12 protein-coding genes are annotated in these 14,749 nt (G+C 45.2%); 2 read left to right on the top strand and 10 right to left on the bottom strand.

The annotated features are described in order from the left end of the window. Positions 1–11 precede the first annotated feature (11 nt). The 6 genes from EPL05_RS17160 to EPL05_RS17135 form a co-directional block, all read right to left on the bottom strand. Entirely contained in the window at positions 12–803 is a 792-nt protein-coding gene (locus EPL05_RS17160) for a DUF4292 domain-containing protein (RefSeq protein ID WP_128535219.1), read from the bottom strand. Continuing rightward, positions 781–2,526 (bottom strand): tetratricopeptide repeat protein, encoded by a 1,746-nt coding sequence (locus EPL05_RS17155; protein WP_128535218.1) that lies wholly within the window; start codon positions 2,524–2,526, stop codon positions 781–783. The genes EPL05_RS17160 and EPL05_RS17155 overlap by 23 nt, the downstream gene beginning before the upstream one ends. 3 nt (positions 2,527–2,529) lie before the next feature. Beyond that, the gene (gene dut, locus EPL05_RS17150; protein WP_128535217.1) at positions 2,530–2,964 is read right to left on the bottom strand and encodes a dUTP diphosphatase; all 435 of its coding nucleotides are present in this window, start codon (positions 2,962–2,964) and stop codon (positions 2,530–2,532) included. Next, positions 2,961–4,481, bottom strand: coding sequence for a polysaccharide biosynthesis C-terminal domain-containing protein (locus tag EPL05_RS17145; RefSeq protein WP_128535216.1), 1,521 nt, complete (start codon positions 4,479–4,481; stop codon positions 2,961–2,963). The genes dut and EPL05_RS17145 overlap by 4 nt, the downstream gene beginning before the upstream one ends. A 26-nt stretch (positions 4,482–4,507) precedes the next feature. After that, entirely contained in the window at positions 4,508–4,780 is a 273-nt protein-coding gene (locus EPL05_RS17140; RefSeq protein WP_128535215.1) for an acylphosphatase, read from the bottom strand. A 138-nt stretch (positions 4,781–4,918) separates the two neighbouring features. Then, positions 4,919–6,091, bottom strand: a complete 1,173-nt coding sequence (locus tag EPL05_RS17135; protein WP_128535214.1) for an amidohydrolase family protein — start codon at positions 6,089–6,091, stop codon at positions 4,919–4,921. Between the two features lie 142 nt (positions 6,092–6,233). On the opposite strand from EPL05_RS17135, the gene rlmN reads away from it, so the two are divergent. After that, the gene (gene rlmN / locus EPL05_RS17130) at positions 6,234–7,310 is read left to right on the top strand and encodes a 23S rRNA (adenine(2503)-C(2))-methyltransferase RlmN (RefSeq protein ID WP_208394778.1); all 1,077 of its coding nucleotides are present in this window, start codon (positions 6,234–6,236) and stop codon (positions 7,308–7,310) included. Between the two features lie 156 nt (positions 7,311–7,466). Beyond that, entirely contained in the window at positions 7,467–8,165 is a 699-nt protein-coding gene (locus EPL05_RS17125) for a ComF family protein (RefSeq protein ID WP_128535213.1), read from the top strand. Positions 8,166–8,347: 182 nt separating this feature from the next. On the opposite strand, the gene EPL05_RS17120 is transcribed toward EPL05_RS17125, so the two are convergent. The 4 genes from EPL05_RS17120 to EPL05_RS17105 form a co-directional block, all read right to left on the bottom strand. Next, a complete protein-coding gene (locus EPL05_RS17120) occupies positions 8,348–11,476 on the bottom strand; it encodes a PAS domain S-box protein (RefSeq protein WP_128535212.1) in 3,129 nt (1,042 codons plus the stop codon). Positions 11,477–11,478: 2 nt separating this feature from the next. Continuing rightward, on the bottom strand, positions 11,479–12,765 hold the full coding sequence (locus tag EPL05_RS17115) for a serine hydroxymethyltransferase (RefSeq protein ID WP_128535211.1): 1,287 nt from the start codon (positions 12,763–12,765) through the stop codon (positions 11,479–11,481). 209 nt (positions 12,766–12,974) lie between these two features. Continuing rightward, complete coding sequence (locus tag EPL05_RS17110) at positions 12,975–13,793, bottom strand: RHS repeat domain-containing protein (RefSeq protein ID WP_128535210.1); 819 nt, start codon at positions 13,791–13,793, stop codon at positions 12,975–12,977. Between the two features lie 163 nt (positions 13,794–13,956). Then, entirely contained in the window at positions 13,957–14,706 is a 750-nt protein-coding gene (locus EPL05_RS17105; RefSeq protein WP_128535209.1) for a segregation and condensation protein A, read from the bottom strand. Between the last annotated feature and the right edge of the window lie 43 nt (positions 14,707–14,749).

The following is a 14,749-nucleotide window of genomic DNA, read 5'->3' as shown; positions in this document are numbered from 1 at the left end:
AAATAGGTTTTTTAATCTGCAGGTTGATAACTTTTTGGAATACTGAAGGGGTACTCTAAAACACGGTCAAACTCCGCCTGCGTATAACGTAAATTAACCAGCACCCTATTCCCCGGCGCTGTAGAAGTAATATCTATTTGCGATGGTACTATGCGGCTATCAGCCTGTATAAAAACACGGTTGGCTACCTGTAAAGTTTGCCCTGCCAATTGGTTGGCCAGGTTGGTTTGTGTAACCTTCATATCGGGGCCAAGCAGCAGCTTATACACCAGGCCCTGCAGGTTGCCGGTAATGCCGGTGTTGGCACCCTCTGGGGTAAACTTGGCATCCGGATTAAGCAGTTCGCCAATGGCGTTCCCCACCAATAACGATTGCAGCGTTTTAAAGTTCACCTGCCTGCCCGCGTACCTATGGATATAGCTGAACGGTTTTTTAAGGTACAGGTTCTGAAAACGGTTTATCACCTGTATGCTATCCGGCGTTATCAGCGCCCTTGCTACTTCCAGCCCGGCTATAGCGGTGATGGAGATCCAAATTTTTTGATCACGGTTTACGCGGATGTTCAGGGTAACGTCGTTATCATCGCCGTTGATATCCAGCCTGGTTTTTGCCTTGCCGCTAAAAGTGTTAAAGGTAACCTGTTTGGAACGGATGGCAGCCAGCCGCTCGGCTACATCATTTGTTTTAACCGCCACGGTATCTTTTGTTGGGCGCTGCACAACCACCAACTTTTTCGATTTACAACTTACCGCTGTAACCAGTAAAAGGATGATGGCTATTTTATTCAGAATATTTCTTCTCATTTATTTTCTTCTCTAATGCAGGCGAAGCGCCACCCTGCTTTTTGGCTTTTTCCCAGTTTTGCAGGGCACCACTACTATCTCCTGTAAAAAACAAAATATCACCGTAATGTTCTGTCTTCACCGCGCTGTCTGTTTTATCATGCGCGAGCGATCTTTCTATCCAAACCTTCGCCTCTGTGTATTTCTTCTGCCTGAATAAGATCCAGGCGTAAGTATCTTCAAACGAAGCGCTGTTGGGCTGCAGTTCGGTACTGTGTTTAGACATTGCCGCCGCTTTATCCAGCTGCTCGTTCCTTAACGACAAATAGTACGCATAATTGTTCAGCGTGAAAGCATTATCGGGATTGTAACTCAGCGCCTTTTCGTAAGCCTCGTCTGAACTTTTGTTATCACTAATGGAATGGTAGCAATCGCCCATGGCCGAATAGCATTGCGAAAGCAGATCCTTATCGGCAGCCTCTAAGCCCACCGCGTTTTTTAAATAGCCCAGCGCTTTGTTGTAATTTTTGCTTTGTTGCCAGGCTATGCCTACCAAATAATTCATCCAGGCCTGGTTGGGGAAATAGCTAAGCGCGTTCTCGCCATCTTTTATAGCGCCCGCGAAATCGCTTTCGGCCATCTCAATCCGCACCAACTGCTCATGCACCTGGTATGATTGCGGATTTAACTCTATCGATTTTTTATAAACTGGTTTTGCTTCGCGAAACTGTTCTGTTTGCACCAGCATATCGCCATAAATGGCAAAAGCCTTATCGCTGTTGGGGTGGGTAACGGTAAGTATGCGGCTAAGTTCCAGCACTTGTGTCTTCAGTGTTGGGTTGGTTAGCTGCGGAACATACTCCTGTATCACGCGCACCTTTTGCTCTATATCAATATCAGGATTGGCAAAGGCAATTTTCCGCTCGTTAAAGCTGGCCACCAGGTCCTTCTTATCCTTATACACATCGGCCAGTGCCATGTGCAGCAGACCGTAGCTAAGGCCTGTGTTCTTATCTTTATCGAGCGCGGTAACCCCTTTGTTGAGCACCTCAATGGCTTTATCATTTAGCCCGTTGGAGTTGTAAAGTTCGGCAAGCATCAGGTAGTAACGGGCCTCGTTAGGGTGGGCCGCTATCATTTTCTCCAACCCGTCCGATGCTTTATCAACCTTACCCTGTATCAGGTAAATTTTTTGTCGGTTAGCCTGCAGCTCATCTGTAGGGCCGGTTATACTTTCTACCTTATCATATAGTTTTATGGCTTCATCGTACTTGCGCTGCACCGAGTAAACACTCGCTTTGCCAAAATAGTACCCAGGTTTATCGGGGTTAATGCGTATCAGCTGGTCAAAAGCGCTCTGGAGTTTTACCAGGTCGTTTGCTTTTTCGTAGTTATCAGCAAGGGCCAGCCAGTACCATTCGTTATCGGGGCTTACAGTTGTCGCTTTTTCTAATAAGGGAGCGGCGGCCTGGTAATTGTTCTGCGCTTTTTCCAGGTTGGCCAATTCATACAGGGAGGCATCGTTGTTGGGGTCGATAGCCAGCACCTGGCCAAACAACTCGGTTGCGAGCTTGGTATTATCAATTGTTTTTTGGCGGATGGCCGAGAAGAACAGCTCCTTTACCCGGCTGCTATCTGCGGCGCTCAATTGCTTTAGGGGCGCGGCATCACCATTGCTGCTTTTTTGAGCAACAGCCGTGGTACACATGCCTACTAACAGGATGATAAATGCCGTTTTCTTCATTATTTAGTCTTTACCGGTATGCCCGTACCCGCCGGTGCCCCGGGTGGTGTCGCTCAACATGTCAACCTCTTCCCATTTCACCTGCTCATGTTTGGCCACTACCATTTGGGCAATTCGGTCGCCGGTGTTTATTTCAAAATCAACGTTAGAAAGGTTCACCAGCAGCACTTTTACTTCGCCGCGATAATCGGCATCAATGGTACCCGGCGAATTTACAATGCCAATACCATGCTTATATGCCAAGCCACTACGTGGCCTTATCTGCGCTTCGTAACCTTCGGGCAGTTCTATGTAAAGCCCGGTGGGGATCAGCTGGCGCTCCAGCGGTTTTAGTACAACCGGGGCTTCCAGGTCGGCACGCATATCCATGCCCGCGGCGTGGAGCGTTTCGTAGGCCGGTAAAATATTTTTAGATCTGTTGATTACCCTGATGTTCATTTGCTAAATATAGCTTTTAGTTCTTTCCGTTCGGTATACAATGCCCCAAGCGCAAATAAAATAAACAGGCCGTTGCCAATAAATATATTGCGCTTAAATACGCTGAATGATATGTAAACGAGCACAGCTGATATTATGATATAAGCGAGGTTCTTTTTTATGTTATAGGGGATAGGGTAATTTTTTTGTCCCCACAGGTACGATAATATCATCATGGTGGCATAAGCGCCGAGCGAGATCCAGGCCGATGCCATATAACTGTACTTGGGGATGAACAGGTAATTGAGCACGATGGTAAAAAAAGCGCCTATGCCTGATATGTATAGCCCGTACTTTGTTTGATCGGACAGTTTGTACCAGATAGACAAGTTCATATAAATGCCCAGGCTTAAATAGCCAAAAAGTAATGGCGGCACAACCCCCAAACCAGACCAGTATACGTTTTTATGCGCAGCCGCACCCTCGCCTACCACCTCCTTACCTACAATAATATAGGCCAGGATATTGATGTTGGCCACCAGGGCCAGGCATATTACTGCAACGGCTATTACAAAATAATTCATGATGCGGGCGTAGGTATCACCAGAGTTCTTGTTTTTTGCGTGGCTAAAAAAGAAAGGTTCGGCACCCAAGCGAAAGGCCTGTACAAAAATACTGAGGAATAGCGCGATCTTGGCGCACATACCGTAAATGCCCACCTGCTGATCGTTAATACCATGCGGCAGCATTTGTTTCAGCATTGCCTTATCTAACGACTCGTTGATGAGGAACGATATATTGGCCACCAGCACCGGCCAACTATACACAAACATCTCTTTAAACATGCTGCTACTAAATCTCAGTCGGAGCTGGAGTATTTCGGGCAGTAACAAAATAATGGTAGCTACACTGGCAACCGTATTGGCCAGGAACACATAACCCACCCATTTTGGCCTGTACCAGCCTGCAAACCAATCTGCACCGGCCATGTGGTGCTTAATGATATATGGGATTGCAAACAGCATAAACAGATTAAAGCCCAACACCATAAGTACATTTAAAAACTTAATTAACCCATAGCGCAGCGGCCTCCCGTCGGCACGTAGTTTGGCGAACGGAATAACGCAAAATGCATCAGCCGCTAAAATGAACAGAAAACATTTTACATAGAAGGCGTAGTCGGCATGGTCTTTTATAACACCAGCCTGCAAGTAATTTATAATGCCGTCTAAAAAAAGCAGGGAAAAGGCCAGGAAAACCACTATCACAGCAATAACAGCTCCGAATGCGTTATTATAAACCTGCTGTTTGTTGTGCTCCTGCTTATTCAAATATCTAAAAAAAGTGGTTTCCATCCCAAACGCCAGGATGGCGTTGATGATAGAAGCGTAACCATACATGGCCGTAAATATGCCATTGCCTGCTACGGGCAGCGCCCGCGAATAAAAAGGAGTTAATATAAAGGCGATAAGCCTTGATACCATAGTACTTATGCCATAAATAGCAGTTTGCCCGGCGAATTTTTTTGCGGTTGACAATCAGATGGAGCTTAAAGTGTACCGAACTATTTTTTCACAACTTCAAAATTACGATAGTTTTTTAATTCGCCATCATGCACTTCCACGCCGGTAACTACGGCATGTTCCGCGCCTTCCCGGCACCATTCTAAAAACATATCCATCATAAAGTCGTCGGCTTCGGCTTCAATAAAAACATCGCCATTGGGCTGATTGCGCACAAAACCCCGCACGCCAAGCTGATCGGCCACTGCCTTTGCCGCCACCCTAAAAGAAACGCCCTGTACTTTACCCTTTACCGTTATATTGAGATGCTTCATTTGTTAATTTGAAAATGAGATGATTTGAAAATTTGAAGATTGGAATGGCAACAATTTAAAACCGAGTTTGGTTGTCAAATTACGTGGTTATTTACGACACCTCCACACTCATTTTCAAATCTTCAAATTACCTCATTTTCAAATTAACCTTTTCACCTTTGTCTCCGGTGTAATTTTGTTGCCATCGAGGCCGGTTATGAGGTTAAGTCCCGGGGTTTTACCAACCTCAATGGTTCCTTTGTCGCTGTCGATGTCCAAAAATTTGGCACCATTGCTGGTGCCCCATTGCAGCAGGGTATCGAAACTCAGCGAGGGGATATTTTGCTGCAGCGTGCGCATTTCGCTCAGGATGCAAAGCTTATCGTTTGAGGCCAGGCTATCGGTACCGAGGGTAATATTAAGGCCCTGGTTTACAAAAAGCTCCACTTTGGGCAGGCGCTTCTCTATGTACATATTGGCATTGGGGCAAAAGCACCAGTTTATCTTCCTGTCGAACCGTTTGATGAAATAAATGTCTTTTAAATTGGTGCAGGTATTATGCACCATCAATATTTTTTGCCGGTTGGTGAGCAACGGTATAATAGATTGTAAGGAATTGCGTGCCTGCGGCCGAAAGTAATCTATATTGATACCGAAGTGTTTATACATATCAATAAAGCCGCCCAGTTTGTAGCGGTAAAATTTATTCTCGTCCTCGCATTCCTGATTATGAATACTCAGCAGGTTATTACCGCTATCGCTATGGCGTTTGATCAGCTTAAATAATTCTTTGGATACTGAATAAGGCGCATGCGCGGTAATGGATACCGACTGCGGCTTAAATTCCCCGGCCAACGCCAGGGCTTTGGCAAACAGGTCTTCGGCACTCTCGGGTAAAAAGCCAAATATCTCCACAAAAGTGTGGTAATACAATTTACTTTTTTCTTTTAAATCCCTTGTAAAATTACTGTTACTCGTATCGGCTACGGCTACAATGCCATTATTGTACATCTCTGCGTCGGCGGCTTCGGCAGCGTCTATGATGGCATTTTTCTCGGTATTCCTGAAATTTTGTACGTCTTTTATAAAACTGATGAGACCGTTCCCGGGAACAATTTTAGCTTTAAGGTGCGAGAGTTCGGTATGGCAGTGGGTATTTATAAAGCCCGGTACAATTACACCACTAAGACGCTCCATAGATTCGGGCTGTTGGTCAGGCGATTGGCTTTCGGCAATGGAGATTATTTTTCCGGCATCATCAACTGTTACTATTCCATTTTTGATTGGATCGGCACAAACTGGGTAAACGAAATCGGCTATAAAACTTTTCATTCAGTGTAAAATGGCATCTTCTAAAAAAAATTTAACCCCACCCAATTTTAGTAAATACAATTAACTTTTAGTTATTGTTTTTAATGCTATAAAAGAATGACTTTAAAAAGGCATCGGAATTTTTAAATTTAAGTACTTTTGCATGGTGAACGCAAAAAAAGACAAAATTGATATCCGCAGCCTTGACCTTCAAGCACTTCAGGCGCACTTTATCCAAATGGATGAAAAGGCTTTCAGGGCTAAACAGGTGTATGAATGGCTATGGAAAAAATCATGCTTATCTTTTGATGACATGAGCAATATTTCAAAAGAACTCCGTACTAAACTTGATGAGAAATTTATTATCAACAACGTTAAAATAAATACTTCACAGGTTAGTGCTGATAAAACTATAAAAAATTCTTTTATTTTACACGATACTCATTTAATTGAGGGTGTTTTAATTCCAACTACCGATAGAATGACGGCCTGTGTATCATCACAGGTTGGCTGCAGCCTTACCTGTAAATTTTGCGCCACCGGCTACATGGAACGCAAGCGCAACCTTAACCCCGATGAAATATACGACCAGGTTGTATTGATTGATAAACAGGCCCGCGAAAACTACGGCATCCCGCTATCAAACATTGTGTACATGGGCATGGGCGAGCCTTTGCTTAACTACGCCAACGTAATGAAATCGATAGAACGCATCACCTCGCCTGATGGCTTGGGCATGGCGGCCAAACGTATTACGGTATCTACCGCGGGCATTGCCAAAATGATACGTAAGCTTGGCGACGATGAGGTTAAATTCAACCTCGCCCTCTCGCTGCACGCCGCTAACGATGAGAAGCGCAACACCATTATGCCCATTAATGAGCAAAACTCGTTAAAAGCACTGGCCGACGCCTTAAAATACTTTTACGCCAAAACCAAAAACGCCGTTACCTACGAGTACATTATTTTTGATGGCGTAAATGATAATATACAGGATGCCAAAGAACTTGTACAGTTTTGCAAGCATATTCCCTGTAAGGTAAATATTATTGAGTATAACCCGATCTCTTTCGCCAGCTACATTAACGCAGGTGAAGATAAGGTAGAAGCCTTTGCCGATTACCTGCGCAGCCATGGCGTAAACACCAACCTGCGCCGCAGCCGCGGTAAAGATATTGATGCCGCCTGCGGTCAGTTAGCTATAAAAGAGAAGGATAAGGCGGTTGCGATAGAGGCGTAAATTTTTCTCTCTCGTATAGACGCGATACTTCGCGTCTCCGTTAGGACGGATAAAGAACCAAGAAACATTGCCTGAAGGAAACGCGAAGTATTGCGTCTATAATAAAAAACGTTTCCTTATTTTAATAATACGCGTTCGCTTTGCTACCTTAAAGCCTTGAACCCATTACGCCGCTACCTTTCCGATTTCATCTCCCTCATATTCCCGGAGCTTTGCGCGGCATGCCATGCCAGTTTGGTTGCCGGGGAAGATCTTATTTGTACAGATTGCCTTTACAATCTCCCCTACACCAATCTTCATCAGCAGCCGGATAACATTGTGGCGCAGCAATTTTGGGGGAAACTGCCGGTGCAGGCCGCCTACGCTCTTTACTTTTTTAACAAAGGCGGCAAAGTGCAAAAAATGATGCATCACTTTAAGTACGACAACATGCAGCGCATAGGCAATATACTTGGCGCGGTAGCCGGCATTCAACTGGCAGAAAATGAAGTTTTCAAAACGGCCGACTATATTATTCCCGTTCCGCTCCACAAAAAACGGCTGAAAGAGCGTGGTTACAACCAAAGCGCCTGCTTTGCCGATGGCCTTGCCGAAAAATTAAACGCGAAAGTGGAGGTGGATAATCTTGTCCGATCGGTAGCTACCAAAACGCAAACGCATAAATCGCGGTTCGCGAGGTTTGAGAATATGAAGGAGGTATTTGTGGTGGCCAACCCCGATAAGTTAATAAATAAACATGTTTTATTGGTAGATGATACCGTAACCACCGGTGCAACGCTGGAGGCCTGCGGGATAGAATTGCTTAAAGTGCCGGGATTGACGCTGAGTATAGCTACAATTGCTTATGCCGTCTAAACCGGGGTTAAACGAATTTTTGCGATTTTTTGGATTTTGATTTGCAGGTTGAAAACCCTGTCCTGATATCATTATAAAACAAAAAAGCGTTCCATCGGAACGCCTCGTATTATTTTGAGCAGCCAAACTTCAGAATTCGATTTAAAAACCACTCTCTACTCTCTATTCACAACTCACCAAACTTACTGTTTCTGATACTTGCTCAGTTTCATGTGCAGGGTGGTAGGGTCGAACGGTTTTAGAATATAATCATTCATGCCGGCACTCTCTATCTGGCCCATCTGGTTGCTCAGCATAGATGCGGTAAGGGCTATGATAGGTAATTTTTGGAAGTACGGATCTGTAAAGGTGCGGATAATGCCTGCTGCTTCCAGCCCGCCCATTATAGGCATGTGGATATCCATCAGCACCACATCAAAGTTTTTGTGCAGCTCCAGCTTATCTATCGCCTCCTGGCCATTCTCTGCAAAATCGGCGGTGGCGCCCCATTTTTTCAGAACCTTGTTTATCAATAACCTGTTTATTTGGTTATCATCTACTACCAGCACGTTGATATTTAATCCTGTTTCCACTTTATTACTATTGTTTATGGTTTGGTCTTCCAGCTTTTTAAAGGTTATGGTAAACCAAAAAGTTGAACCCTGCCCCGGTATGCTGTCTACATTTATCCTTGAATCATGCAACTCTATCAGCCTCTTGCTGATAGCCAAGCCCAGTCCTGTTCCGCCATATTCGCGGGTGGTGTTTGCTTCTGCCTGCTTAAAAGATTCAAAGATGGTATTTAATTTGTTTTTTGCAATACCTATTCCACTGTCAGATACGGCAAAACGTATTCTTACGGTTTTTTTCGTATCTTCTATTACCGTTAAATCAATATCAACGCCACCTGTGGCCGTAAATTTAACCGCGTTGCTTACCAAATTCAGCAAAATTTGCACCAGCCGCGCCCTGTCGCCAATTACAATAGCCGGGATGGCTTCCTCTATGCTGCTTTTAAGGTAGATGTTATTTTCATGCGCCTTATATTGCATAGATGCTGTAACCCCCTGGATCATATCGCGAACATTCACGTGCGCTTTTTCCAGTTCTATATTACCGGTCTCTATCTTGGTAAAATCAAGCACATCGTTTATCAGCGTCATTAAGTTTTCTGCCGAGAATTTGAGGATGCTGAGGTTCTCCCTTTGCGATTCCAAAGGGTTATCGTTCAGCAGCAGGTGGCTCATCCCAATCACCGCGTTCAGCGGCGTGCGGATCTCATGGCTCATTACACCAATGAACATATCCTTGGCACGGCTCAGCTGCTGCGCCTCTTCCTTAGCTGCTATCAGTTCCAGCTCGGCTTTCTTTTTGGCAGTGATATCAATTATAACTTCAATGTATTTATCAACCCTGCCTGCATCATCGGTAATAACGGAGTTGATGACCGAGATCCAAACAGGTTGCCCATCTTTACGATAAATTAGCAGGTCAACCTCAAAAGACTGTTTTTTCTCTGATAGTTCGCGCGCTTTGGTGATAATGGATACATCGGTCAGCTCGCCCTTCAGCGAATCGCCGAGATGTTTATCCTTCACATCATCCAACGTGTAGCCGGTAATGTATTCAAAGGCATCGTTCACCCATTCTACCTTGCCTTCGCTATCATTAATAACCACACCGCTGGTGGTTTTGCTGGCTACAAGCGATAGCAGGGTTAATTGCTCCTCAGCTTTTTTACGGCTGGTAATATCAACCATTACGCCTATTTGCCGCTCTACGCTTCCTATTTCGTTAAACAGCGGGCTGTTTGATATGAACACCCAGGCGGTAGAACCGTCTTTTTTATATATTTTTATTTCAACCTCGTAAGGCTTGTTCTCTTTCACTTTTTGTACGGCACCCTTGAAAACCTCGAGGTCCGTTTCTTCGCCTATGAGTTTGGTGCCAATGGTTTGCCCTTTTAACTCATCCAAAGAGTAACCGATGATCTTCTCCATCGACTCATTCATCCAGATGATCTTGCCTTTGGTATCGCGGATCATGATACCGCTTGGCGATTTGCGGGCCGCAAAGGATAATATCTCTACGTCCTGCTCGGCACGCTTTCGAAAGGTGATGTCGATAATAATACGGATGTATTTTTCTATCACGCCATCGCTCGCATAAATAACGGAGTTGGTTACCGAGATCCAAATAGGCTGTCCATTCTTGGTGAGCATAGATAGTTCCACCTCGTATGATAAATTCTTCCTTATCGCATCAAGCAGTTTATCTTCGGCCTCGTCATCTTTTGGCTTACCTTTAAGTACCTGCCCCAGGTATTTGTGCTCTACATCCTGGTTGTTGTACCCGGTAATGTGTTCAAAGGCATTGTTGGTCCAAATAACTTTATCATCGGCATCGCTTATCACTACGCCGTTCTTTATTTTACTGGCCACCAGCGAAAGTTGTTCTGTTTGCAGTATTAATTTCTTTTGAAAAGTAATATCGCGGCCGCTGCAAAACCATTTGCCGGCTTTGTGTACGGCGGTCCAGCTGATCCATTTGATATCGCCGCCGCGGGTTACGGTTTGGGTCTCAATTTCGAAGGGTTTTTGCGTGGCCACCGCTTTTTGTATCACCGGCACAAACTGTTCGCGGTTTTGTCCAGCTACAAAACTCCATAACGACCTGCCCGTAGCCTCCTCTACCGTGTAGCCTAAAATATCTAAAATACAGTTATTTATCAGTTCGATGTTAGAATCGGCACCGGCAATTAAATGGATCTCTGTTGAATTATTGAATAGGGCATAGAAGTCTTTATGAACTGCCAGGCTTTTTTCCAGCTCTTTCTTCTGCTTACGCAGCACCAGGTGCGATATCACTTCGCTCGCCAGCACTTTAAGGGCATCCTGCTGTTCATCGGTGATGTGCCTTACATGGGTATCGAGCACGCATAGGGTACCAATGCGGTAGCCCTCGGGATCTATCAGCGGGGCGCTGCCATAAAACCGCAGGCCGAAATCGCCTTTAACCATTTCTTCCTCGCAAAACCCTTCTTTTTTTGTGAGGTCGGGAATAATAACTAAATGATCTTCCTTAATGGTGTGCTGGCAAAAGGTATCTTCAATTGGCACTTGTTCAATATCAAGCCCAATGGTGGATTTTATCCATTGCCTGGAATCGTCTATAAAAGAGATAAAGGCAATGGGAACCTGGCATATATAGGAGGCCAGGCGGGTAATAGCATCATACTCCTTTTCGGGTAGGGTATCTAAGATATCATAGGAATGCAGGGCAGTTATACGCCTGCTTTCCAGTTCCGAAGGGGTATGATGCTCTACGTCCATTGTTAGCCCAGGTGCTTATCGCGATAAAGCGGATGGTCTTCCATCAGCTTGTGCACCCTTTTACGTACTTTCTTTAAAACAGTTTCGTTTTCGGGGTCGTTTATTACCATATCTATCAGCTCCACAATGGTATCCATGTGTTTCTCTTTTAAGCCACGGGTGGTTATCGCAGCTGTACCCACACGGATGCCCGAAGTAACAAACGGCGACTTATCATCATAAGGCACCATGTTTTTGTTCGCGGTGATATCGGCACTTACCAAAGCCTTCTCGGCAGCTTTACCACTGATGTTTTTGTTACGCAGATCTATCAGCATCAGGTGGTTATCGGTACCGCCCGAGATGATATCGTAACCGCGCTCAACAAACGCTTTGGCCATGGCCGCGCCGTTAACTTTCACCTGCAAAATGTATTTCATGTAGCTATCGCTCAAAGCCTCGCCAAAAGCGATGGCCTTAGCCGCGATGATATGCTCCAGCGGACCACCCTGTGTACCCGGGAAAACAGCCATATCCAACAAGGCCGACATCATCCTCACTTCGCCTTTTGGTGTCTTTAAGCCCCATGGGTTCTCAAAATCTTTACCTAACAGTATAAGACCACCACGCGGGCCGCGCAGGGTTTTGTGGGTAGTGGTAGTAACAATATGGCAATGCGGCAGCGGATCGGTAAGTAAACCGCGGGCAATTAAGCCGGCCGGGTGCGAAATATCGGCAAGCACCAAAGCACCAACCTCATCTGCAACGGCGCGGATAAACTCGTAATCCCAATCGCGCGAGTAAGCCGAAGCACCGCAGATGATCAGTTTTGGTTTTTCGCGCAGGGCAACTTCTTTCAGCTGCTCATAATCTACATAACCCGTATCTTTTTTAACCCCATAAAAATGCGGCTGATATAATTTACCAGAAAAGTTTACCGCCGAGCCATGGGTTAAGTGGCCACCATGAGAAAGATCGAACCCTAATATTTTATCGCCGGGTTGTAAAACAGCCAGCATAACCGCGGCATTGGCCTGCGCACCGCTATGCGGCTGCACGTTTGCCCACTCGGCGTTAAACAACTGCTTAGCGCGATCAATAGCAATGGTTTCAATTTCATCAACTATTTCGCAGCCGCCGTAGTAGCGTTTGCCCGGTAAGCCTTCGGCATATTTGTTGGTTGCAACAGAGCCAGCGGCTTCCATCACCTGCTTGCTCACAAAATTTTCTGATGCTATAAGCTCAATGCCTTCTTCCTGGCGCTGCTGCTCTTCATCCAGTAATTTAAATATTAATTTATCTCTTTTCATTGTTGTGTGTAATGCGCGCTAAGTTAGCTATAAAATTAGATTTGAGATATTAGATGTGAGATTTGAGATAAAAAGGGCGTGATTATATTAAATGAGTTGGAAAACGGGGTGGGTTGGATGTACGTTAGGTGGACTTGGAGTTTTATACGCTACCGCAAGCGGCAGTGGGGCCTAAGTTTATTAATATCCCCACATATACCAAACACTGTTTACTGCGTGTACTCGTACGTTTCATAATCGACATGCTTTCCATCGTTATAAATCGTTTTCGAGGTTAGGGGATAGCCGCCCGCATTATAGGTGTAGGTACGGGTACCGATGCTCACACCTGTACTATTATCCGCAAACAAGGGGTTGTTTATGTTGCCAAGTACTTCGTGTTTCAGGTTTACGGTAGCCAGGTAGTTAAAATGCAGGTTATAACCGGCCACACGGCTAAAGGGGTTCTTTTTATCATCGAAGGTGTGCGTACCATACGGCGGGGTTTCGCTACTTAACACATACGCTTTTCCGGTCATGTTGCCTCGTCCATCGTACAAATATTGGGTTGATGATGGGGAGCCATAAGGCATGATCTTGCCGAGCCGCCTTTTTTCGTCGAAGAAAATACTGTAACCATCGCGGTTAGATGTGGCCACTATCCGGTCTTTATAGTAAATGTATTTATAGGTTACTAAGTAGTTGCCCGCATCCTCTGCAACGCCGGTTACACGGTTAGCAACATCGTAAGTGTACTCGTATACCCAGTTGCCGTTGTTATAATCGTACGAGGTAACCCTGTTTTTGCTGTCGTATTTAAAACGCTCCACCAACAGGCTATAAAACTCCTGCCCGTTTACAATCTCAGCCTGTTTTGTTGTTATGGTTTTCACCAAGGGGATGCTTACCTCCGGCAGTTCTACAGCCGCTGCCTCATCCAAAACAAGGTTCTTGTCATCTTCGTTAATAACACCGGCGACTTTAGCACAGGATTGCAGCATTAATGCCAGTACTGCGAATATTAATAGGTATTTGATGCTCTTTATCATGGCAAGGCTTTAGGATGGTAATTTAACACTTTTATCGCGATTTCGCATAATCATTACCTTGCATGCGGGCCACAAGCCGGGGACGCTTGCGGCAGCAGTTAAAACGATTCGACGAGTTCACCATGACACACTCATCTGCATATCTGAAATTTGCACATCATCCTCACATCTGCCCTTTCGGCGCTATCCAAAAGTTATTAAAGCCAAGCCCTATCTGGATATCTATCATCTCCTGTTGCAGCATTTCCAGCACGGCTAAAAAGTTGTATACAAAGTGCACCTTGTTTTCGCTGTTACCGGCAATGTGTTTAAAATCGAGCTTTTTGTTTATCTGCAATAGGTTTTGGATGGCTTGCTTTTGTTTTTCTATGGTGTAGGGGTACTGCACCACAGTGTGGGTAACAGTTTCGGTGCGGGTTAAAAATTGCTTCATTACCCGGTTGTACACCACCATCAGCTTATACAGGTTTATTTCGGAGAGTTCTTCGCCGGGGACTACTACTTTCTCAACCTGCTCCAGGTCCAGTTTGATGTTGCCGCGTTTTTCCTGTTTAAAGCGTTCGTCCTCCCAGGGGCGGATCTCCTCGCAAAGCTCCTTGAATTTTTTGTATTCGATCAGCTTCCGGATCAGCCCTTCTTTGGTATCCATCTCGTTCTCTTCCTCGCCGGTGTTATAGCGGGGCAACAGCATTTTGGCCTTAATACGCATCAGCGTGGCCGCCACAAAAATAAATTCGCTGGCCAGCTCCATGTTTAGCACGGTCATCTGGTGAATGTAATGCAGGAAATCGTCGGTAATTTTGGCGATGGGGATATCGTGAATGTCCAGCTCGTCGCGCTCTATAAAAAACAGCAGCAGGTCGAACGGGCCCTCAAACTGGGGCAGTTTAATCGCGAAGTCGTTATCCAGCATAAATTCAAAAATACAGTTAAAACCCGGTAAACAATTATAAATG

Source organism: Mucilaginibacter gilvus (genome assembly GCF_004054195.1).
Taxonomy (GTDB): Bacteria; Bacteroidota; Bacteroidia; order Sphingobacteriales; family Sphingobacteriaceae; genus Mucilaginibacter; species Mucilaginibacter gilvus.
The sequence above is the reverse complement of the archived record's forward strand: the minus strand, read 5'-3'. Positions and strand labels throughout refer to the sequence as shown.

What these genes read in the sequence shown, in the direction of transcription:
- EPL05_RS17140 (WP_128535215.1), bottom strand. Translation starts at nt 4,780, where the DNA reads ATGAAGCATCTCAATATAACGGTAAAGGGTAAAGTACAGGGCGTTTCT.
- EPL05_RS17135 (WP_128535214.1), bottom strand. Translation starts at nt 6,091, where the DNA reads ATGAAAAGTTTTATAGCCGATTTCGTTTACCCAGTTTGTGCCGATCCA.
- EPL05_RS17160 (WP_128535219.1), bottom strand. Translation starts at nt 803, where the DNA reads ATGAGAAGAAATATTCTGAATAAAATAGCCATCATCCTTTTACTGGTT.
- dut (WP_128535217.1), bottom strand. Translation starts at nt 2,964, where the DNA reads ATGAACATCAGGGTAATCAACAGATCTAAAAATATTTTACCGGCCTAC.
- rlmN (WP_208394778.1), top strand. Translation starts at nt 6,234, where the DNA reads ATGGTGAACGCAAAAAAAGACAAAATTGATATCCGCAGCCTTGACCTT.
- EPL05_RS17105 (WP_128535209.1), bottom strand. Translation starts at nt 14,706, where the DNA reads ATGCTGGATAACGACTTCGCGATTAAACTGCCCCAGTTTGAGGGCCCG.
- EPL05_RS17110 (WP_128535210.1), bottom strand. Translation starts at nt 13,793, where the DNA reads ATGATAAAGAGCATCAAATACCTATTAATATTCGCAGTACTGGCATTA.
- EPL05_RS17155 (WP_128535218.1), bottom strand. Translation starts at nt 2,526, where the DNA reads ATGAAGAAAACGGCATTTATCATCCTGTTAGTAGGCATGTGTACCACG.
- EPL05_RS17120 (WP_128535212.1), bottom strand. Translation starts at nt 11,476, where the DNA reads ATGGACGTAGAGCATCATACCCCTTCGGAACTGGAAAGCAGGCGTATA.
- EPL05_RS17115 (WP_128535211.1), bottom strand. Translation starts at nt 12,765, where the DNA reads ATGAAAAGAGATAAATTAATATTTAAATTACTGGATGAAGAGCAGCAG.